The sequence below is a fragment of the Pantoea sp. XY16 genome, assembly GCF_025153065.1.
GTDB classification, from domain to species: Bacteria; Pseudomonadota; Gammaproteobacteria; order Enterobacterales; family Enterobacteriaceae; genus Pantoea; species Pantoea alfalfae.
On sequence record NZ_JANZNP010000007.1, the window covers coordinates 83,298 to 104,460 of the forward strand.

Below are 21,163 nucleotides of genomic sequence, written 5' to 3' on the forward strand. Positions count from 1 at the left end.
TCCTTGTAACGTCAATGGTTTGACAGGGCAGAACGTTGATTAAAGTTGCTGCACGCCGATTCGCCAGTGAATCCCGCAGGAAACCTGAACCATCACCCGATTTTTTACATTCGTCGGAATTTTCTGCCGGGTTGAGTCTTCCTTGCTTCAGGTCAAATCCTTGCGCAATAATTCACAGCAATCACTACATGTAGAGAATAGAATCCACCCAACCCCCATATGTAGTTAACGGAGAGAGGAATGGCGACGGTGGTAATCAAGCGCGATGGATGCCGGACAGGCTTTGATGCGCAGCGTATTGAGCAGGCTGTTGTGGCAGCGGCACGGGCAGCAGATGTCGACGATGCGGCCTGGTGCGCGCAGGTCGCTGAGCGCGTTGCCCTGCGGCTGGCCGATCGTCCGGAAGTGGCTATCCGCGAGATTCAGTGTGCGGTAGAAGAGACGCTGATGGCGGGTCCTTATCCACAACTGGCGCGCGCCTACATTGAGTATCGCCACGATCGCGATGTCGCCCGCGATCGTCAGAGCCAGTTACATCACGCCATTCGCGGTCTGGTCGATCAGACCAACGCGGCGCTGCTGAACGAAAATGCCAATAAAGACAGCAAAGTGATCCCGACGCAGCGCGATCTGCTGGCCGGGATCGTGGCAAAGCACTACGCACAGCAGCAGATCCTGCCGCGCGACATCGTTCTGGCGCATGAGCGCGGCGAGATCCACTATCACGATCTCGACTATTCACCCTTCTTCCCGATGTTCAACTGCATGCTGATCGATCTGAAGGGCATGCTGACCAACGGTTTTAAGATGGGCAATGCTGAGATCGAGCCACCTAAATCGATCGCCACCGCCACTGCTGTGACGGCGCAGATTATCGCCCAGGTCGCCAGCCACATTTACGGCGGCACCACCATTAACCGCATTGATGAAGTACTGGCCCCGTTTGTTGAGCAGAGCTATACCCGGCATCTGGCGATCGCCGAACAGTGGCAAATCCCGCAGGCAGAGCAGTATGCGCGCCAGCGCACAGATAAAGAGTGCTATGACGCCTTTCAGTCGCTGGAGTATGAGGTGAATACCCTGCACACCGCCAACGGCCAGACGCCGTTTGTCACCTTTGGTTTTGGTCTGGGGACTGACTGGGCGGCACGGCTGATCCAGCAGTCGATTCTGCGTAACCGGCTGGCGGGGCTGGGCAAGAATCGCAAAACCGCGGTGTTCCCTAAACTGGTCTTCAGCATTCGTGAAGGCGTCAACCGCCGGGCGGGCGATGTTAATTACGACATCAAGCAGCTGGCGCTGGAGTGTGCCAGCAAGCGGATGTATCCCGACATTCTCAATTACGACCAGGTGGTGAAAGTCACCGGCTCGTTCAAAACCCCAATGGGCTGCCGTAGTTTCCTTGGCGTTTATGAAGAGAACGGCGAGCAGATTCATGAGGGTCGCAACAATATCGGGGTGATCAGCCTGAACCTGCCACGCATCGCACTGGAAGCGGGCGGTGATGAAGCGCGTTTCTGGACGCTGCTCGATGCCCGCCTGCTGCTGGCTAAGCGGGCGCTGATGACGCGTGTGGCACGGCTGGAGAAGACCAAAGCGCGCGTTGCGCCCATCCTCTATATGGAAGGGGCCTGCGGCGTCCGGCTGAATGCCGATGATGAGGTAGGACCTATTTTCCGTAATGGTCGTGCGTCGCTGTCGCTGGGCTATATCGGCCTGCATGAAACCCTGAATGCGCTCAGCGGCGGTCATCAGCATCCTTACGATGATGCGGCGCTGCGCGCCAAAGGCGTAGAGATCATTGCGTACATGCGCGCCGCCACCGATTGCTGGAAAGCGGAAACAGGCTACGGCTTCAGCCTTTACAGCACGCCAAGTGAGAATCTGTGTGACCGTTTCTGCCGTCTTGATGCCGCGCAGTTTGGTCTGGTGCCGGGCGTCACAGACAAGGGCTACTACACCAACAGCTTCCATCTCGACGTTGAGAAGAAGGTGAATCCTTACGACAAAATCGACTTTGAAGCGCCCTATCCGCCGCTGGCGAATGGCGGATTCATCTGTTACGGCGAATACCCGAATGTGCAGCACAATCTCAAAGCGCTGGAAGATGTCTGGGATTACAGCTACGACCGCGTGCCCTATTACGGTACCAATACGCCGATTGATGAGTGCTACGAGTGCGGCTTCAACGGCGAGTTCACCTGTACCAGCCGTGGCTTTACCTGTCCGAACTGTGGCAATCACGATCCGGCGCGCGTCTCTGTTACACGGCGGGTCTGTGGCTATCTTGGCAGCCCGGATGCACGGCCCTTTAATGCCGGTAAACAGCAGGAAGTGCAGCGTCGGGTGAAGCATCTGTCTGAAGGACCGCTGGGATGATGCACATCCATCGCTACTATGATGTGGATATCGTGAATGGACCCGGCACCCGCTGCACGCTGTTTGTTGCTGGTTGCGAACATCAGTGTCGCGGCTGCTACAACCAGAGCACCTGGCGTATTGATTCCGGCGTGCCCTTTACGCTGGCGATGGAGGAGCAACTACTGGCGGATCTGCAGGACACACGCATTCCGCGCCAGGGCTTGTCGCTGAGCGGTGGCGATCCACTTCATCCGCATAACGTGCCGCACATTCGCCGTCTGGTGAAACGGGTGCGACAGATATGCCCCGGTAAAGACATCTGGCTCTGGACCGGCTACCGGATGCAGGAGCTGAATGCGGCACAGCGCGCCGTGCTGGACTATCTCGACGTGCTGATCGATGGCCGCTTTGTCGAAGAGGAGAAAGATGCCACGCTGCAATGGCGCGGCAGCCGTAATCAGATCGTCTGGCAGTTACGCTGAATGACGTGGGATGTCGCCCGACTCAATGATGTTGACGCTTTCACCACCCGGCGTGAACGCCTGCTGATGCAGACAGCGCGCCACGTCGCGTGCGTGAACCGCCCGCCAGTTGCCCGGCAGCAGCGAAAACAGCGGTCCCGCCAGGCTTTCGCCCTGACGTTTCTGCGCGCGATCCCCCAGCAGCAGTGAAGGTCGCACCAGCGTCAGGCGCGGCCAGCCCTGATGGCGCAACGCATTCTCCATTTCGCCTTTGACGCGATTGTACAAAAACGGTGAGTAACGGCTGGCACCGTGCGCGCTGACGACCAGCATCTGCTTCGCGCCCAGGCGTAATCCGCATAATCCGCTGTCCACTACCAGGGTGTAATCGACGTGGATGAATGCCTGTTTGCTGCCCGCCTGCCTGCGCGTCGTTCCCAGGCAGCAGAACACCGTATCCAGCGAACTTTCCAGCGGCCCGAGCACATCCGTCAGATCGGCTTCTACCGGATTCACCACTTTATGCATCGCAGGCAGTGGCCGGCGGGTGGGCGCGATGATTTCGTCAATGCGGGGATCCTCAATCAGTAAGCGCAGCAGATGCGACCCGACTAAGCCAGTGGCACCGGTCAGTAATACGCGATTCATCTCAGATTCGTCCTTATTTCACTGCTGACAGCTTAAAAGATAGCTGATCTTAACGGGCAGGCTTGCGTTCTCACGCTCAGCGACCAGGCTTACAGCGTGATCCGGAAAGCGCGCCACGCTCTCCACAACTTTAAGGAGGAAAAAAAGATGAGCAAGAAAGTTGCGGTTTTGATTACCGACGAATTTGAAGACTCAGAATTTACCTCACCTGCGGAAGCCTACAAAGGCGCGGGTTTTGAGGTCGTGACCATTGAGAAACAGGCCGGTAATGTCGTTAAAGGCAAGAAAGGCGAAGCGGAAGTGACCATCGATCGCAGCATTGATGATGTCAGCCCGGCGGAATTTGATGCCCTGCTGCTGCCAGGCGGTCACTCGCCTGACGCTCTGCGCGGCGACGATCGTTTTGTTGCCTTTACCAAAGAGTTTGTCGCCAGCGGCAAACCGATCTTTGCCATCTGCCACGGTCCACAGCTGCTGATTAGCGCGAACGGCGTGCGCGGTCGCAAGATGACCACCGTTAAAGCCGTTGCCATTGACCTGATCAATGCCGGTGCTGACTTCCATGACAAGGAAGTGGTGGTGGACGGCGATAAGCTGGTCACCAGCCGTACGCCGGACGATTTACCGGCCTTTAACCGTGAATCCCTGCGGATCCTCGAAGCGCTGTAATTCCGCCGCGCCCTTTTCAGCCGAAAGGGGCGTGTCTATTTTTCCCGCTGCCAGGCAATTTTCTTGCCGAATCCCAGCGCATTATCCGTCATCTTCACCTCATCCAGCTCAATCTCCCACAGCGGGGCCAACACTTTGCGTGAGACCGGAAAACGTTTCTGGTAAGCCGCTCTGGCGACCTGCTCTGTCGCTTCCTCCAGCCGTCTGACCCGGCCACGATACTGTACCCCTTTAATGAGCAGCACAGTTTTGGGCTGGCCATTGACAGTGCCTGCAACCTGCGGATTCTGTACCATTAATTCACCGTGGCGGGTAGCGGGTTCGGTCATAATCCAGAAGGCCATGCGTGTCTCATCAAAGACGTAGTAGCAGTTAGCGCACCAGAGTTGATCGTCGGCGGTACAGCAGAGAGAAAGTACATGCTGCTTTCTGAGGTAGCGAACCAGATGGGCGTGATCGGACAAGATAAACTCCTGGTGGTGCACCGGAGCGTGAAGCGCGCTACACTGCCCGGCACCTTTTTTTGGGAATAGTTTACGATGGGTCAGCAGTGGCAACTCTACATCGTCCGGACGGCGAAAGGGAGCCTGTACACCGGCATCACCACGGATGTGGTGCGCCGGGTTGCTCAGCACCAGAGCGGACGCGGCGCCCGCGCGCTGCGCGGCAAAGGCCCGCTGGACCTGGTGTTTCACTGTGAGGCGGGCGATCGCGCCAGCGCCTCCAGACTGGAGTATCAGGTTAAGCAACTGACCCATCAGCAGAAGTTACTGCTGGTGGCGGGTCAGCCGATCAGCCTGGAGAGCTGGCTACGTATTACGGCTGGCGATTAAAGGGTTCGGCGTAGTCGATCTGCCCTTCCGCGCCGTCAAAGGCATTGTCCGCCAGACGGTAGACCTGGAACGTTGCCTCTGTTCCCGGCCAGCGACTGCGCAGGCCATGACGTGCAGCCGGTTCAAAACCAAACCGGCTGAACAGCGCCGGATCGCCCAGCACGACAACCGCGCTGTAGCCAAATTCATTAAGTGTATCCAGCCCCTCATAAATCAGCTTGCTGGCAATGCCCTGACCGCGCAGCGTCTCATCAACGGCCAGCGGTGCCAGCGCCACCCAGCCGCGATCGTCGCCCTGAACGCTGACCGGACTGAATGCGGCATAACCCAGCACCTGTCCCTCGTCATCTGTGGCGACCACGCCTAAGGTCAGCAGGCCATCTTCACGCAACGCCTGAGTCAGTTCCGCCTCGGCGGAGTGACTGAAGCAGCGTCTGAGCAGTACGTCGATGCCTGCGGCATCAACACCAATTTCGCTACGGATCAACATGCGGCACCTGCGCGCGGCTGTGCGGCCTTCGCGTCCTGTTTCATGCCGGCGTCGACAAATGCCGCCATCTGCTCAATAGCCGTGCGTAACGCAGTGGGCATAGCCTCGGGTTCAATAGCATCCATTACGTTCTTCACCTCAAGTCCCAGTTCTGTGTCACCTTCAATCACCAGACGGCGTTGAAAGAACAGCATATCGGGGTCTGCTTTACGTGCTGCCACCAGCAACAGATCATTGGCATTGCTCCGAAACCAGACATCCGCTTCGGACTGTTGCAATACCGCCAGTCGGCCATCCTGCAGCGTGGTTATCCATTGCAGATTAAGATCGGCAATCTCGATACCCAGCAGGCGACCATTCAGAAAGTCTAACTCACCTTCAGCCAAAGCATGGCGAAATTGCCAGTTTAAGAGTTGTTGCAGCAGCAACTTTTTGACCGGGAATGGGGTGAGCGCTACAGGTAACCCTAAGATTTTTGGACCGGTCTTCACACAATGGGCATGTATCCGCTCTAACACTTTCGTCACTCCCTTCAGAAAATTTTACGTATATTGCCATATCCTTTTCTGCGCGCCTCATCCGGGATCAATAAAAAACGCGGCAATAGCGGGAAAAAACGCTGCCGGGAAAGATGAACTGAAATTTCACTGCCTTAAATCAACACACAGACCAGACCAGATGCCTAGACTCGACGCCCATCGCATGTTGAGAGGAACACCTATGGAACTGCTCTGCCCGGCAGGAAACTTACCCGCAGTGCGCACCGCCGTAGAAAATGGCGCGGATGCGGTCTATGTGGGACTGAAAGATGACACCAATGCTCGTCACTTTGCGGGCCTGAACTTCACTGATAAAAAGCTGGCTGAAGCGGCGCGCTATCTCCATCAGCATCAGCGCAAACTGCATGTGGCAATCAATACCTTTGCCCATCCCGATGGCATGGGACGCTGGCAGCGGGCGATTGATGTGGCGGCGCAAAACGGGGCAGATGCCCTGATTCTGGCTGATATCGCTACGCTGGAGTACGCCGCGAAGCACTATCCACAGGTTGAACGTCATCTCTCTGTACAGGCATCGGCAACCAATCTTGAGGCGATTCGCTTTTATCATCGCCACTTCAATCTGCAGCGGGTGGTACTCCCGCGCGTCTTGTCGATTCATCAGGTTAAACAACTGGCACGCAGCACGCCGGTGCCACTGGAGGTGTTCGCCTTTGGCAGTCTGTGCATTATGGCAGAAGGCCGCTGCTACCTCTCCTCCTGGATGACCGGCGAATCACCTAACAGCGCAGGTGCCTGCTCCCCGGCGAAATTTGTACGCTGGCAGCAGACGCCGCAGGGCATGGAATCATGCCTGAATGAAGTGCTAATTGATCGCTACGCCCCCGATGAGAGCGCCGGTTACCCGACGCTCTGCAAAGGACGCTATGAGGTTAACAATCAGCGTTATCACGTCCTGGAGGAACCGACCAGTCTCAACACACTGGAACTGCTGCCAGAGCTGCTGCGGGCAGGCATCGCCTCGGTGAAAATCGAAGGCCGGCAGCGCAGTCCCGCCTACGTCGCTGATGTGGCGCGCGTCTGGCGTCAGGCAATCGATCGCTGCAAGGCGCAGCCGGAGCAGTTTGACGTGGCGCCACAGTGGATGCAGACGCTGGGCGATCTCTCTGAAGGCACACAAACCACGCTGGGTGCTTATCACCGTGAATGGCAATAAGGAGTCATGATGCAATATGCTCTTGGACCGGTGCTCTGGTACTGGCCGACCGATACGCTGGACGATTTTTATCAGCAGGCTGTCCGCAGTAGTGCGGATATTATTTATCTCGGCGAAGCGGTGTGCAGTAAACGCCGCGCTACGCCCTATGCCCGCTGGATGGCGCTGGCGCGTGACGTGGCATCCAGCGGCAAACAGGTTGTACTCAGCACGCTGGCGCTGCTGCAATCACCCTCTGAGCTGAAAGAGCTGCAGCGCTACGTAGAAAACGGCGAGTTCCTGATTGAAGCCAATGATATCGGCACGGTCAATATGGCCGCTGAGCGCCATTTGCCCTTTGTCGCCGGTCCCACGCTGAATGTCTATAATGCCGACACGCTGCAGCTGCTGGTTAAAGAGGGCATGACGCGCTGGTGTATGCCGGTGGAGATGTCGCGTGACTGGCTGCTACAGCTGCTGGCGCAGTGCGAGACGCGGGGTATCCGCAAGCAGTTTGAGGTGGAGGTGATGGGTTACGGTCATCTGCCGCTGGCGCTGTCAGCGCGCTGTTTCACCGCCCGCTCGGAAAATCGCGCGAAAGATGACTGCGAAACCTGCTGTATCAACTATCCGACAGGTCGCCGCGTCAACTCTCAGGAGGGACAACAGGTGTTCGTCCTCAATGGCATTCAGACCATGAGCGGCTACTGCTATAACCTGGGTAACGATCTGGCGGGGATGCGTGGCCAGGTCGATTGCGTGAGACTCTCGCCGCAGGATACGTCGACGCTGGCAGAGATCGACCGTTTCCGCGCCAATGAAAACGGTCAGGCTCCGCTTATGGTCGCGAAAGGCTGCGATTGTAACGGTTACTGGCGCAAACTGGCGGGTATGACGCTGGCATCCTGAGTAAAAGCACATACCGGCTATATTCCTGCTGAGGTTAGCAGTTTTAATATAAGGAATGATGCGTAATACTAAATGGTGCAGGTTTTACGCCTGCGCCATACAACGGGAGTAGTCATGTCTGATAAAAAACCTCTTCGCCTGTCCGTGCTGGATCTTGCGCCGATTCCACAGGGTGCGACCGCACGGAATGCGTTCCATAATTCCCTGGCGCTGGCGCGTCAGGCTGAAAAACTGGGCTTCGAACGCTACTGGCTGGCTGAACATCACAACATGACAGGGATTGCCAGCGCTGCGACGTCGGTGCTGATCGGCTATCTGGCGGCGAACACCGAGACACTGAAGCTGGGCTCCGGTGGCATTATGTTGCCTAATCATGCGCCGCTGGTCATCGCCGAGCAGTTTGGCACCCTGGCCTCTCTCTATCCGGGCCGTATCGATCTCGGTTTAGGTCGCGCGCCCGGTTCTGACCAGCGCACCATGATGGCGCTGCGCCGTCACCAGTCCAGCATGCATGCGGACACCTTTCCCGAAGATGTGGCTGAACTGATTAACTGGTTCGATGCTGGCCCGGATGCGCAACTGCCGGTTCAGCCAGTGCCGGGTCTGGGGCTGAAGATCCCGGTCTGGCTACTCGGATCCAGCCTCTACAGCGCGCAGCTGTCAGCAAAAATGGGCCTGCCGTTTGCCTTTGCCTCCCACTTCGCGCCTGACCAGCTCTTCCAGGCACTGCACGTGTATCGTGAGAACTTCCAGCCCTCGGCGCGTCTCGACAAGCCCTATGCCACCGTCTGCATTAACGTGGTGGCCGCTGATAATGAGCGTGATGCGCGCTTCCTGTTTACCTCGCAGCAGCAGCAGTTTATTAACCTGCGCCGCGGCAAACCGGGCCCGTTACCGGCCCCGGTTGAGAATATGGATAATCTCTGGTCGCCGTCAGAGCAGTATGGCGTTCAGCAGGCACTCAGCATGTCGCTGGTGGGCGATACCGACAAGGTGCGTCATGGCCTGGCTTCGCTGATGCGTGAAACGCAGGCAGATGAAATTATGGTTAATGGCCAGATTTTTGACAGCGAAGCTCGTCTGCGCTCCTTTGCCATTGCGATGGAAGCGGCAAACAGCCTGTAATCAGTTTTGCGGTGGGCGCAGGGTATCCGGGCTCACCGCCAGCTGACGACTATCCCTGGCAGGAGATTGCCCATACAGGCGGCGATATTCACGACTGAACTGTGATGCGCTCTGATAGCCCACCCGATAGCCTGCCGTACCGGCATCCAGCTTTTCCACCAACATCAAACGCCGCGCCTCATTGAGCCGCAGTTGTTTCTGGTATTGCATCGGCGTCATAGCCGTTACGGCTTTGAAGTGATGATGCAGCGAAGAGATACTCATGCCGACACTGCTGGCAAGCTGATCGATCTTTAGCGGCTGGTGAAAATTCTCCCGCAGCCAGCGGGCAGCCTGCGCCACCCGGTTACCCGGCCGCTCAGCCAGCGCCATATTCAGGATGCGCGAGCCCTCCGGCCCGGTCAGCAGCCGGTAGAAAATCTCCTGCTCAATCAGCGGAGCCAGCGCCTCAATATCTTCCGGGTGGTCAAGCAGACGCACCAGCCGGATGACTGCATCCACCAGCAAAGGTGAAACCTTATGCACGGTGACACCCCGTTCATTGCCTGAGGTCACCAGCGGCAGCGCTGGCGGAAACTGTTCAAGGTAGCGCATAAGCCGGGATTCATTGATGGCGATACCTATCCCGAGATTGGGCTTTTCCGGCGTGGCGACAGTGACGCAGGCGCGCACTGGCATATCCAGCGTTACCAGCAGCAGATCCCCTGGTCCATAGTGCAGCACCTCATCACCCATATGCAGCGCTTTGCTGCCCTGCGCCACCAGCGCAAAACTGGCCCATTGAGCAAAGTGCATCGGCTCAGTAGGTGCTGAAACCCGGCCAAAAAACAGGCAGTCGATGGCGCTGGAATGCCGGCCATCCTCCGGCGCATGACGGGCAATTAACTGTGCCAGCGCCTGCCACTTGTTACTCTCTGTCACTGCGTTCTCCCCTTCCGCTCTGTGCCGATATTACCTGACGTCTGGCGGAATGCCTGTGCTGGTGCAGCGCTTTTGCAGGATCGTGCAAAAAGCTTGCAGGATTGCGCTACCCGCTTTTCGTCAGCCGCGCGCATAGTCTTTCGACGCAATCATTACGGCGGAGAATGACATAATGAAAGCATTGCAGAATAAAATTGCACTGGTGACCGGCGCGTCCAAAGGCATTGGCGCGGCCATTGCCATCGCATTTGCCGCAGCGGGCGCGCGCGTCGTGGTCAACTATCGTCAGGACGAGGTGGGAGCGGCTGACGTAGTCAGCGATATCGTCACGCTGGGCAGTGAAGCCGTGGCGGTACAGGCTGATATCTCTCATCTGCGGGATGTGGAACGGCTGTTCGCCACAACTGCAGAGTGTTTCGGCGCACCGGACATTGTGGTGAACAATGCGGGCAGCTTTCATCACGGCGAGTTTGCGGCGCTGACGCAGGAGGAGATGCAGCAGCAGATCAACATTAACCTGCTCGGCACGCTGATGGTCTGTCAGCAGGCGATTCGTCATTTCCCCGCGCATGGCGGCAGCATTATCAATCTTAGTGCCCTGAACAGTAAAAACAGCACGCCGGGTTCCGTACTCTGGGCGGCCACCAAAGGCGCGGTGGATACCCTGACTCAGGGGCTGGCGCGCGAACTGGGCGCCAGGAATATCCGGGTTAACGCGCTGGCTCCTGGGATGATCCTGACCGAGGGATTACTGGCTGCGAAGAGGATGAGTCCGCAGCTCAAGGCACAGCTGCTGGCGGCTACCCCGCTGGGGCGTTTTGGTCTGCCGGAGGATGTGGCGCAGGTCGCGCTATTTCTGGCCTCTGAGGAGTCCGCTTATGTCAGCGGCGAGCGCGTCATGATCAGCGGGGGTGCCTGACAGGCATAAAAAAAGGGAAGCCAGCGGCTTCCCTTTTTATTACGACGTTAAGTCGTTATGCATCACGACGACGTGGAGCGGCAGCTGCGCCTTCTTCACGACGTGGACCACGGCTACCTTCACGGTTGAAAGTACGTCCACCGCCTTCACGACCACCTTCACGGCGTTCAGAAGAGAAGCGACGACCACCTTCACGGTTAGCTGCGCCCGGACCGCTGCGACGCTCACCGCCAGCACCGGCTGGACGACGATCGCCACGGCCTTCGTTTGGCTGAGCATCACCCAGCAGCTGCATATTCATTGGTTTGTTCAGAATACGCGTACGGGTGAAGTGCTGCAGCACATCGCCTGGCATGCCTTTCGGCAGCTCGATAGTCGAGTGGTTACCGAACAGCTTGATGTTACCGATGTAACGGCTGCTGATGTCGCCTTCGTTAGCGATAGCGCCAACGATGTGACGAACTTCAACACCATCATCACGGCCTACTTCGATGCGGTACAGCTGCATTTCGCCAACGTCACGACGTTCGCGACGTGGACGATCGCCATCACGGCTGTCACGTGGGCCACGATCGCTACGCGCTTCACGGCTGTCACGACGGCCATCACGCTCGTCACGATCGCGGTATTCACGACGTGCAGGACGTGGTGCTTCTGGTGGCAGAATCAGAGGACGTTCGCCCTGTGCCATCTTAAGCAGTGCGGCGGCCAGCGTTTCCAGATCCAGTTCATCTTCCGGCTGCATTTTAGTCAGCAGAGCACGGTACTGATCCAGATCGCTGCTTTCCAGCTGCTGCTGAACTTTAGCGGCAAACTTGGCCAGACGACGCTCACCCAGCAGTTCTGCGTTAGGCAGTTCAACTTCAGGGATAGTCAGCTTCATCGTACGTTCGATGTTGCGCAGCAGACGACGCTCGCGGTTCTCAACGAACAGCAGCGCACGGCCAGCACGACCAGCACGACCGGTACGACCGATACGGTGAACGTAAGATTCTGCATCCATCGGGATGTCGTAGTTCACAACCAGGCTGATACGCTCAACGTCCAGGCCACGGGCCGCAACGTCGGTTGCAATCAGGATGTCGAGACGACCATCTTTCAGGCGCTCCAGCGTCTGCTCACGCAGAGCCTGGTTCATATCACCGTTCAGCGCGGCGCTGTTGTAGCCACTACGCTCCAGTGCTTCTGCCACTTCCAGCGTTGCGTTTTTAGTACGCACGAAGATGATGGCAGCATCAAAGTCTTCTGCTTCCAGGAAGCGAACCAGTGCATCTGTTTTACGACCGTAAGCGGTCCAGTAGCTCTGGCTGATATCAGGACGCGTTGTCATACTTGACTGGATACGCACTTCCTGTGGATCTTTCATGAAGCGTTTGGTGATGCGACGAATCGCTTCCGGCATGGTTGCAGAGAACAGTGCAGTCTGATGACCGGCTGGAATCTGAGCCATGATGGTTTCAACGTCTTCGATGAAGCCCATACGCAGCATTTCATCAGCTTCATCCAGCACCAGGCCGCGCAGGTTAGAGAGTTCTAACGTGCCGCGTTTCAGGTGGTCAAGCAGACGACCAGGGGTACCCACAACAACCTGTGGTCCCTGACGCAGAGCGCGCAGCTGCACGTCATAACGCTGGCCGCCGTAAAGGGCAACCACGTTCAGGCCACGCATGTGCTTAGAGAATTCGGTGATTGCTTCAGCAACCTGTACCGCCAGTTCGCGGGTCGGTGCCAGCACCAGGATTTGCGGTGCTTTAACAGTCGGGTCGATGTTGTTTAACAGCGGCAGAGAAAATGCCGCAGTTTTACCACTCCCGGTCTGCGCCATGCCTAACACGTCACGGCCCGCCAGCAGGTGAGGAATACACTCAGCCTGGATTGGGGATGGCTTTACGTAGCCCATGCCATTCAGTGATTCAAGGATGTCGGCGTTCAGGCCAAGGTCAGCAAAAGTGGTTTGAATATCAGTCATGTAGTACACGTGCCTCTTAGATTGCGGCGGCCAGTCTACATAACTCGTCGTGAAAACTTTCAGTCATTTTCATCAAAAAGTGTGAACCGGCTCAAATTAGAAGTTTTGACGAACAGAAAAGCCTTCATCCTTTAAGATGATGACTTAACAGGTTTTACAGGCAAATTAAGTTCGTCAGCTATTGCTGGTCAGATTCTGATAAATCGTCTTGTGCCTGGCCGAGTTGCGCCAGTTCCAACAATGCGTATCGGTGTTCAACAAAGTTGTTAACGTTGTTGGCCACCGCCAGTTTGAACAACGCTTTCGCGTCGTCCTTCTCCCCCAGACTTAGGTAGTACTTACCTAAATAGAAGTTGGTTTCACTGAGATGTTCAGCGAGCGAGGTGTTATCCGTTGCGTCCGCCTTGAGACTTTCCATCAACGTTTTCTCGTTGATATCTCCAAGGTAGAACTCGACAATATTCCATCCCCATTGGTCTCTGACCGCTTTGTCGTGACGCTGTTTAAGCGCGACTTTTGCCTTGTCGACATCCATCTCACGTTCAACGAGATAGAGCCACAGACTGCGGAAAGGATCGTTAGGATCGTCTTGATAAAACGCCAGCAGATCATCTTGCGCTAACTTGTATCGACCGCCGTAATAGAGGGCGATACCACGGTTTAAATGCGCATAGTTGTAAGTTGGATCAAGCTCAAGTACAGAATCAAACGCTTCATAGGCGGCATCAAAGTTGCCCGCCTGCGTTAAATATATGCCTAAGTAGTTAAACACTTCGGGCATATCTGGTCTTATAGACAGCGCTTGCGAAAAATCGTTCCGCGCTAATGCCCGCAGACCTAAACTATCATACAACACTCCGCGCTCATATAACAGCTGTGCGCGTTCATCATCGGTGAGAGCGCGACTGGCAAGAATTTGTTCCATGCGCGCCAGTATCACTTCCTGCTGCAGTGTGGGCTGTAAAGGCACTGCAAGAACGTCGTTCTTACGCCAATTGGAGTTGCTGCATCCTGCCAGCGTCAAAGCTGTCGCAACAAAACACCAGCGCAGAAAAGGCTTCATTTCCCACTCCCGAATACAAACATTGGGATAACCATCCTGTCATCCGCCTGCTGTGCACAAGGATTCCCGCCCTCGCGATGATACAAACGCCCCTCTCTGCCAGGCAAAGAGGGGCAAATCAGCAACGACTTATTCAGCGTCAGGCGTGGTCACCGCTGCAGCTTCTTCAGTCTGCGGCTTAGATTCTGTCGCTTCTTTGATGCTCAGGCGTACGCGACCCTGGCGATCAACTTCCATCACCTTAACCGGCACTTCCTGACCCATCTGCAGGTAGTCAGTCACTTTCTCAACGCGCTTATCAGCGATTTGTGAAATGTGAACCAGACCTTCTTTACCGCCGCCGATGGCAACAAAGGCACCGAAATCAACGATACGGGTCACTTTACCACTGTAAATGCGGCCCACTTCGATTTCTGCAGTGATCTCTTCAATACGACGAATGGCTTCTTTCGCTTTCAGACCATCGGTCGCAGCGATTTTCACGGTGCCGTCATCTTCGATTTCAATCGTGGTGCCGGTCTCTTCGGTCAGTGCACGAATCACTGAGCCGCCTTTACCGATCACATCTTTGATCTTGTCAGAGCTGATTTTGATGGTGTAGATGCGCGGTGCAAATTCAGAAATCTCAGTACGCGGTGTGCTGATAGCCTGTTCCATTACGCCCAGAATGTGCAGACGCGCACCCTTGGCCTGGTTCAGGGCTTCCTGCATGATTTCACGCGTGATGCCTTCGATTTTGATGTCCATCTGCAGCGCGGTGATACCTTCACGGCTACCGGCTACCTTGAAGTCCATGTCGCCCAGATGATCTTCGTCGCCCAGGATGTCAGACAGAACCACAAACTTCTCATCTTCTTTCACCAGACCCATCGCGATACCGGCAACGGCGGCTTTGATTGGCACACCTGCATCCATCAGCGCCAGTGAGGCACCACAGACAGAGGCCATTGAAGAGGAGCCGTTTGATTCGGTGATTTCAGACACGACGCGAACGGTGTAAGGGAAATCTTCCGCTTTAGGCATTACCGCTAACACACCGCGCTTCGCCAGACGACCGTGACCAATCTCACGACGCTTCGGCGAACCAACCATGCCGGTTTCACCGACAGAGTATGGAGGGAAGTTGTAATGGAACAGGAAGCTGTCGGTACGTTCGCCCATCAGCTCATCCAGGTTCTGCGCATCACGGGTAGTACCCAGCGTTGCCGTAACCAGTGCCTGCGTTTCACCACGGGTGAACAGTGATGAACCGTGAGTACGTGGCAATACGCCAGTACGCACGTCCAGACCGCGGATCATATCTTTTTCACGGCCATCGATACGTGGCTCGCCATTCAGGATGCGGGTACGAACAACGGTTTTTTCGAGGCTATGCACGATGTCGCCGATTTCTGAACCATCCAGCGTGTCATCTTCAGCCAGCAGCGCAGCAATGGTTTCGTCTTTGATGACGCCAACCTGCGCGTAACGCTCCTGCTTGTCAGTGATGCGGTAAGCATCACTGATGCGCGCTTCTGCCAGGGCAGCAACACGAGAAATCAGCGGGGTATTAGCCGCTTCTGGCTGCCAGTCCCAGCGCGGTTTGCCTGCTTCAGCAACCAGGGCATTGATGTTTTCGATAACGATCTGCTGCTGGTCATGGCCAAAGACCACGGCGCCCAGCATCTGCTCTTCTGACAGGATCTCAGCTTCAGATTCAACCATCAGAACGGCATTCTGCGTACCGGCAACAACCAGATCCAGACGAGACTGTTTCAGCTCATCTGCGGTTGGGTTCAGAACATATTGATCGTTGATGTAACCTACACGTGCAGAGCCAATCGGGCCATTGAACGGCAGACCAGAAAGCGCCAGTGCAGCAGAAGCACCGATCATCGCAACGATGTCTGGATGAACCTGTGGGTTGACAGACACCACGGTGGCAATAACCTGGACTTCGTTAACAAAGCCTTCCGGGAAAAGTGGACGAATCGGGCGGTCAATCAGACGCGAAATCAGGGTTTCGCCTTCGCTTGGACGGCCTTCACGACGGAAGAAGCTGCCTGGGATACGACCAGCAGCGTAAGTACGCTCCTGATAGTTCACGGTCAGTGGGAAGAAGTCCTGACCTGGTTTAGATTTTTTCTGACCTACAACAGTGACGAACACTGCAGTATCGTCCATGCTCACCATCACAGCGGCTGTCGCCTGGCGAGCCATCATGCCGGTTTCCAGCGTGACGGTATGTTGACCATATTGGAATTTGCGTACGATCGGATTCAGCAAAATCAAAGTCCTTAACTTCGGGGCAGGGCTATCTGTAGCCTGCCATTGATTACCAATCTTCAGCTGCATCCTCGCGACTAATGACAACCCTCGACCGCCCCTGCGGTAAAGCCTCTCATTAGCCGCGCGAAATTCTGCAAACTAAAGATCACACTAAGCAACAATACATCAGTTTGGCCCGGATTGCTGCCGATTGCTCGAAAAAAGGGGCCATAAAGGCCCCCTCTTCACGAAACTCGCACAAATCTGATCGTAAGCTGCACACAGTGCAAAAGTCCGCATAATGCCCCGACGATCAGATTCTTCAGACTTAGCGACGCAGACCGAGACTTTCGATCAGGCTGCTGTAGCGTGCAACGTCTTTACGCTTCAGGTAGTCCAGCAGCTTACGACGCTGTGATACCATGCGCAGCAGACCGCGGCGGCTGTGGTGGTCTTTTTTGTGCTCAGAGAAGTGACCCTGCAGATGGGTAATCTGCGCGGTCAACAGGGCAACCTGAACTTCAGTTGAACCGCTGTCGTTAGCACCACGGCCATATTTAGCAACGATCTCTGCTTTAGCTTCTACGCTTAGAGACATAATAAACTCCAGTAATAAATGAATGTATGGGTGCCGATCTCTAATTCAGCATCCCGCTTTAAAGCCGCGCTATTCTACTCTGCGCCTGATAGCAACGCAAATGCCCCATCAGCGAAAAGTGAACGCCTGGCTTAATCCTGATACTCAACCACTAAACGACGTGGCGCAAGACGGCCATCATCGGCAATTTCTGCCATACCGATAAACTTACGCGCTTCGCCTTCCGATACTCTGACCAGCCCCTGCGCAGGCGCGTTGCTGGCCTGTACCGGCTGTCCCTGACGGAAAAAATCTGCCACGGCGGGCGGGATATTCACTTCAGGGAAATCAGAGGCCGGGCTGTCCATCGGCAACAACAGCGGATCGAGCTGCGTTTCCAGTGGGGTGCCCGCTTCTGTGGCTTCCGCCAGCAGCGTGTTGAGCTGTTCCAGCGTCACCATCCGTTCATACGGATAACGGGCAACCTGTACACGTCGCAGCATGATGACATGCGCACCGCATCCCAGCTTTTCACCCAGGTCATCGATGATGGTACGGATATAGGTGCCTTTGGAGCAGTGAATTTCCAGCTCCAGCTCATTATCCTGCCAGCGAATAAATTGCAGTTCATAGACCGTGATGGGCCGCGGTTCACGCTCAATCACAATGCCCTGACGCGCATATTCATACAGCGGACGACCCTGATGCTTCAGCGCCGAAAACATCGATGGCACCTGCAGCGTATCGCCGCGGAAGCTCTCAAGGGCGCTATCCAGATCGGCCTGACTGAAGCTGACCGGACGCGTCTGCACGATATTGCCATCCGCATCTGACGTGTCAGTGCGCTCGCCCAGTCGGGCAATCACACGGTAGCGTTTGTCGGAATCGAGCAGATACTGCGAAAACTTGGTCGCTTCACCCAGGCAGATTGGCAACATGCCGGTGGCCAGTGGATCAAGCGCGCCGGTATGGCCTGCGCGATTAGCGTTAAAGATACGCTTCACTTTTTGCAGGACATCATTCGACGAAACGCCTTGTGGCTTATCCAGCAACAACACGCCATGGACGTCGCGACCGCGACGACGCGGACGACTCATTACGCCTCCTCGTCATCGCCGGTGGCATCCGGACCACGGCGCTCTGCATCGTTCTTAACAACGCTGGTGACGAGGTTAGACATGCGCATCCCTTCGACTAACGAGTTATCGTAGAAGAACGTCAGCTCAGGCACGATACGCAGACGCATCGCTTTGCCGAGCAGAATGCGAATGTAGCCTGACGCTTCTTTCAGCGCTTTCAGGCCATGCTTGATCGCATCTTCATCTTTGTCGTTGAGGAACGTAACGAACACTTTTGCGTAAGCAAGATCGCGTGACACTTCAACGCCGGATACGGTGACCATCATGCCAAGGCGCGGATCTTTAATCTCACGCTGCAGGATCATCGCAATCTCTTTTTGCAGCTCTTGTGACACGCGCTGCGGGCGACCAAATTCTTTCGCCATCATTATTTCTCCCAAATAATTCGGGAGGCCAGAGGCCTCCCAAATTGCAACACATCAGCAGTCTATTACTCGATGGTGCGTTTAATTTCGATGATTTCAAACACTTCGATCATATCGCCAACGCGAACGTCGTTGTAGTTCTTCACGCCGATACCGCACTCCATGCCGTTACGCACTTCGTTGACGTCATCTTTGAAGCGACGCAGAGATTCCAGCTCGCCTTCGTAAATCACCACGTTGTCACGCAGGACACGGATTGGATTGTGACGTTTGATGTTACCTTCCGTCACCATACAACCGGCAATCGCGCCAAACTTCGGTGATTTGAACACGTCGCGCACTGCAGCCAGACCAATAATCTGCTGTTTGTACTCTGGTGCCAGCATGCCGCTCATCGCTGCTTTAACTTCGTCAATCAGGTTATAGATGACAGAGTAGTAGCGCAGATCCAGGCTTTCTGCGTCAATGACGCGACGCGCAGAGGCATCGGCACGAACGTTGAAGCCAAGGAGGATGGCGTTAGAAGCAGCCGCCAGGGTTGCATCGGTTTCGGTAATCCCGCCCACGCCTGAACCCACAATCTTCACCTTCACTTCGTCGGTGGAGAGTTTCTGCAGGGAATCAGAGATGGCTTCCACAGAACCCTGAACGTCGGCTTTCAGAACGATATTCAGTTCAGACACTTCGCCTTCGGTCATGTTAGCAAACATGTTTTCGAGCTTAGATTTCTGCTGGCGAGCCAGTTTAACTTCGCGGAATTTGCCCTGACGGTAGAGCGCAACTTCACGTGCTTTCTTCTCGTCACGTACCACAGTCGCTTCATCACCTGCAGCCGGCACGCCGGACAGGCCCAGAATCTCAACCGGGATAGAAGGACCCGCTTCCATGACTTCGCGACCCAGTTCGTCACGCATTGCACGAACACGGCCATATTCGAAACCACAAAGAACGATGTCGCCTTTATTAAGCGTACCTTCACGAACCAGCACGGTAGCAACCGGACCACGACCTTTGTCGAGGAACGATTCAATCACCACGCCGCTCGCCATACCTTCACGGATAGCCGTCAGTTCCAGAACTTCTGCCTGCAGCAGGATTGCGTTTAACAGGTCATCAATGCCGGTACCCGCTTTCGCAGAGACATTTACGAACATGTTTTCGCCGCCCCACTCTTCCGGAATGATTCCGTACTGAGTCAGTTCGTTTTTAACACGATCCGGATCCGCTTCTGGCTTATCGCACTTGTTCACGGCAACCACAACCGGCACTTTAGCGGCTTTGGCGTGCTGAATAGCTTCGACAGTCTGTGGCATCACGCCATCGTCTGCGGCAACCACCAGGATAACGATATCTGTCGCCTGTGCACCACGTGCACGCATCGCGGTAAACGCGGCGTGGCCCGGGGTATCCAGGAAGGTGACCATACCGTTGTCGGTTTCAACGTGGTAAGCACCAATGTGCTGTGTAATACCGCCCGCTTCGCCAGAGGCGATTTTAGTGGAACGGATATAGTCCAGCAGAGAGGTTTTACCGTGGTCGACGTGGCCCATGATGGTCACAACCGGCGCACGAGACTCCTGTGCCGCATCGGTATCACGATCGTCCATTACCGCTTCTTCCAGCTCATTCTCACGACGCAGGGTCACTTTGTGGCCCATTTCTTCGGCTACGAGCTGTGCAGTTTCCTGATCGATGACCTGGTTGATAGTCGCCATGGCGCCCATCTTCATCATCGCTTTGATGACCAGAGAACCTTTCACCGCCATTTTGTTCGCCAGTTCGGCTACGGTGATGGTTTCGCCAATCACAACATCGCGGTTAACGGCCTGCGCTGGCTTGTTGAAGCCCTGCTGCAGTGCGCTAGGTTTGCGATGCTTACCGCCTTTACCGCCACGAACCTGCGCACGCGCTTCTTCACGGTCAGTTTTGGCTTCGGAATGTTTGTTGCCTTTTTTCGCCGGACGCGCAGCTTTAGCAGTAGTACGCGCACGCGCACGGCCTGCTTCAACCTGACGGTCGTTTTCGTCTTCTGCCTGACGGGCGTGGGTCGAAGTGGTGACGTGATAGTCGCCTTTATCCTCTTCTTCCGGTTTTTCCCATTCAGCTGATTTCTCTTCAGCCAGACGGCGGGCTTCTTCGGCTACGAGGCGGGCAGCCTCTTCAAGCTTACGGCGGGCTTCTTCTTCAGCTTTACGCTTCAGTTCAGCAGCTTCAGCTTCGCGACGGGCTTTGTCTGATTGCGCAGCCCTGGTCACTTCGTCGGTAGGTTGATTTGTCACTTTGTCATTTTCCGCTGCTGCACGTTTGGCCTTATCAGCGGCTTCGCGCCTGGCTTTATCTTCGGCTTCACGTTGCGCTTTCTGTTCAGCTTCGCGACGGGCTTTTTCTTCAGCCTCGCGTTGCGCCTGCTCTTCCGCTTCACGCTGCGCCTCGGCTTCAGCTTCTGCCTGAGCTTGCTCAGCCTCTGCATCACCCTTCACATAGGTACGCTTTTTGCGGACTTCGATTTGCACCGATTTACTTTTACCCCCGGTGCCTGGAATATTCAAGGTGCTGCGCGTTTTACGCTGCAGCGTCAGCTTAGCTGAACCGACCTGACCGTGTTCACGGTTCAGATGAGATAGTAAGGTTTCTTTCTCTTGCTGGGTCACCGCGTCATTTTCAGACTTAGGGATTCCCGCATCAGCAAATTGCTGTACCAGGCGATCGACCGGAGTCTGAATTTCTGCGGCCAGCGATTTTACGGTTACATCTGTCATGCTGTTCCTTCCT

Annotated in this window: 21 protein-coding genes; 8 read left to right on the forward strand and 13 right to left on the reverse strand. The window is 55.7% G+C overall.

The features are described 5' to 3' along the window. The first annotated feature begins 240 nt into the window (after window positions 1-240). Window positions 241-2,379 (forward strand): anaerobic ribonucleoside-triphosphate reductase, encoded by a 2,139-nt coding sequence (nrdD, locus tag N1689_RS12195; protein ID WP_161731866.1) that lies wholly within the window; start codon window positions 241-243, stop codon window positions 2,377-2,379. Further along, entirely contained in the window at window positions 2,376-2,843 is a 468-nt protein-coding gene (gene nrdG, locus N1689_RS12200) for an anaerobic ribonucleoside-triphosphate reductase-activating protein (protein ID WP_161731864.1), read from the forward strand. Before nrdD ends, nrdG begins: the two co-directional genes overlap by 4 nt. Here the strand turns inward: nrdG and N1689_RS12205 are convergent. Continuing rightward, window positions 2,835-3,470: an NAD-dependent epimerase/dehydratase family protein gene (locus tag N1689_RS12205; RefSeq protein WP_253420877.1), complete on the reverse strand. Its 636-nt coding sequence runs from the start codon at window positions 3,468-3,470 to the stop codon at window positions 2,835-2,837. The genes nrdG and N1689_RS12205 overlap by 9 nt on opposite strands. A 147-nt stretch (window positions 3,471-3,617) precedes the next feature. On the opposite strand from N1689_RS12205, the gene N1689_RS12210 reads away from it, so the two are divergent. Further along, window positions 3,618-4,139: a type 1 glutamine amidotransferase domain-containing protein gene (locus N1689_RS12210; RefSeq protein WP_033731332.1), complete on the forward strand. Its 522-nt coding sequence runs from the start codon at window positions 3,618-3,620 to the stop codon at window positions 4,137-4,139. 35 nt (window positions 4,140-4,174) lie between these two features. On the opposite strand, the gene N1689_RS12215 is transcribed toward N1689_RS12210, so the two are convergent. After that, window positions 4,175-4,603 carry a YhbP family protein gene (locus tag N1689_RS12215; protein ID WP_260059024.1) on the reverse strand — a complete coding sequence of 143 codons (429 nt, stop codon included), beginning with the start codon at window positions 4,601-4,603 and terminating at the stop codon, window positions 4,175-4,177. Window positions 4,604-4,678: 75 nt separating this feature from the next. Here N1689_RS12215 and N1689_RS12220 point away from each other — a divergent pair, with 75 nt between their 5' ends. Beyond that, on the forward strand, window positions 4,679-4,972 hold the full coding sequence (locus N1689_RS12220; protein WP_161731858.1) for a GIY-YIG nuclease family protein: 294 nt from the start codon (window positions 4,679-4,681) through the stop codon (window positions 4,970-4,972). Here the strand turns inward: N1689_RS12220 and N1689_RS12225 are convergent. Together N1689_RS12225 and N1689_RS12230 are read right to left on the reverse strand one after the other, a co-directional pair. Continuing rightward, window positions 4,956-5,462 carry a GNAT family N-acetyltransferase gene (locus tag N1689_RS12225; RefSeq protein ID WP_161731856.1) on the reverse strand — a complete coding sequence of 169 codons (507 nt, stop codon included), beginning with the start codon at window positions 5,460-5,462 and terminating at the stop codon, window positions 4,956-4,958. The two genes, N1689_RS12220 and N1689_RS12225, sit on opposite strands and share 17 nt — an antisense overlap. Beyond that, window positions 5,456-5,980, reverse strand: coding sequence for an SCP2 domain-containing protein (locus tag N1689_RS12230; protein WP_161731854.1), 525 nt, complete (start codon window positions 5,978-5,980; stop codon window positions 5,456-5,458). The genes N1689_RS12225 and N1689_RS12230 overlap by 7 nt, the downstream gene beginning before the upstream one ends. 202 nt (window positions 5,981-6,182) lie before the next feature. Between N1689_RS12230 and N1689_RS12235 the strand changes: the two genes are divergently transcribed. From N1689_RS12235 to N1689_RS12245, 3 genes are all read left to right on the forward strand, one after another. Further along, a complete protein-coding gene (locus tag N1689_RS12235; protein ID WP_260059025.1) occupies window positions 6,183-7,178 on the forward strand; it encodes a peptidase U32 family protein in 996 nt (331 codons plus the stop codon). A 9-nt stretch (window positions 7,179-7,187) separates the two neighbouring features. Next, the gene (locus tag N1689_RS12240) at window positions 7,188-8,066 is read left to right on the forward strand and encodes a U32 family peptidase (RefSeq protein WP_161731938.1); all 879 of its coding nucleotides are present in this window, start codon (window positions 7,188-7,190) and stop codon (window positions 8,064-8,066) included. Window positions 8,067-8,180: 114 nt separating this feature from the next. Continuing rightward, window positions 8,181-9,191 (forward strand): luciferase-like monooxygenase, encoded by a 1,011-nt coding sequence (locus N1689_RS12245; RefSeq protein WP_253420874.1) that lies wholly within the window; start codon window positions 8,181-8,183, stop codon window positions 9,189-9,191. On the opposite strand, the gene N1689_RS12250 is transcribed toward N1689_RS12245, so the two are convergent. Next, window positions 9,192-10,112 carry an AraC family transcriptional regulator gene (locus N1689_RS12250; protein ID WP_253420871.1) on the reverse strand — a complete coding sequence of 307 codons (921 nt, stop codon included), beginning with the start codon at window positions 10,110-10,112 and terminating at the stop codon, window positions 9,192-9,194. A 172-nt stretch (window positions 10,113-10,284) separates the two neighbouring features. On the opposite strand from N1689_RS12250, the gene N1689_RS12255 reads away from it, so the two are divergent. Then, window positions 10,285-11,031 carry an SDR family NAD(P)-dependent oxidoreductase gene (locus N1689_RS12255; RefSeq protein ID WP_222924681.1) on the forward strand — a complete coding sequence of 249 codons (747 nt, stop codon included), beginning with the start codon at window positions 10,285-10,287 and terminating at the stop codon, window positions 11,029-11,031. 55 nt (window positions 11,032-11,086) lie between these two features. Here N1689_RS12255 and N1689_RS12260 read toward each other — a convergent pair whose 3' ends face one another. From N1689_RS12260 to infB, 8 genes are all read right to left on the reverse strand, one after another. Beyond that, window positions 11,087-13,000: a DEAD/DEAH family ATP-dependent RNA helicase gene (locus N1689_RS12260; protein WP_260059026.1), complete on the reverse strand. Its 1,914-nt coding sequence runs from the start codon at window positions 12,998-13,000 to the stop codon at window positions 11,087-11,089. A 16-nt stretch (window positions 13,001-13,016) separates the two neighbouring features. After that, window positions 13,017-13,073: a protein YrbN gene (gene yrbN, locus N1689_RS22115; RefSeq protein WP_098053093.1), complete on the reverse strand. Its 57-nt coding sequence runs from the start codon at window positions 13,071-13,073 to the stop codon at window positions 13,017-13,019. 105 nt (window positions 13,074-13,178) lie between these two features. Continuing rightward, entirely contained in the window at window positions 13,179-14,063 is an 885-nt protein-coding gene (gene nlpI / locus N1689_RS12265) for a lipoprotein NlpI (RefSeq protein WP_161731844.1), read from the reverse strand. 129 nt (window positions 14,064-14,192) lie between these two features. Beyond that, entirely contained in the window at window positions 14,193-16,328 is a 2,136-nt protein-coding gene (gene pnp / locus N1689_RS12270) for a polyribonucleotide nucleotidyltransferase (RefSeq protein WP_222924682.1), read from the reverse strand. Window positions 16,329-16,638: 310 nt separating this feature from the next. Next, entirely contained in the window at window positions 16,639-16,908 is a 270-nt protein-coding gene (rpsO, locus tag N1689_RS12275) for a 30S ribosomal protein S15 (RefSeq protein WP_003851063.1), read from the reverse strand. Between the two features lie 131 nt (window positions 16,909-17,039). Next, entirely contained in the window at window positions 17,040-17,984 is a 945-nt protein-coding gene (gene truB / locus N1689_RS12280; protein ID WP_260059027.1) for a tRNA pseudouridine(55) synthase TruB, read from the reverse strand. Next, a complete protein-coding gene (gene rbfA / locus N1689_RS12285; protein ID WP_033731320.1) occupies window positions 17,984-18,391 on the reverse strand; it encodes a 30S ribosome-binding factor RbfA in 408 nt (135 codons plus the stop codon). Before rbfA ends, truB begins: the two co-directional genes overlap by 1 nt. Window positions 18,392-18,456: 65 nt before the next feature. After that, entirely contained in the window at window positions 18,457-21,150 is a 2,694-nt protein-coding gene (gene infB, locus N1689_RS12290) for a translation initiation factor IF-2 (protein ID WP_161731840.1), read from the reverse strand. Window positions 21,151-21,163 lie beyond the last annotated feature (13 nt).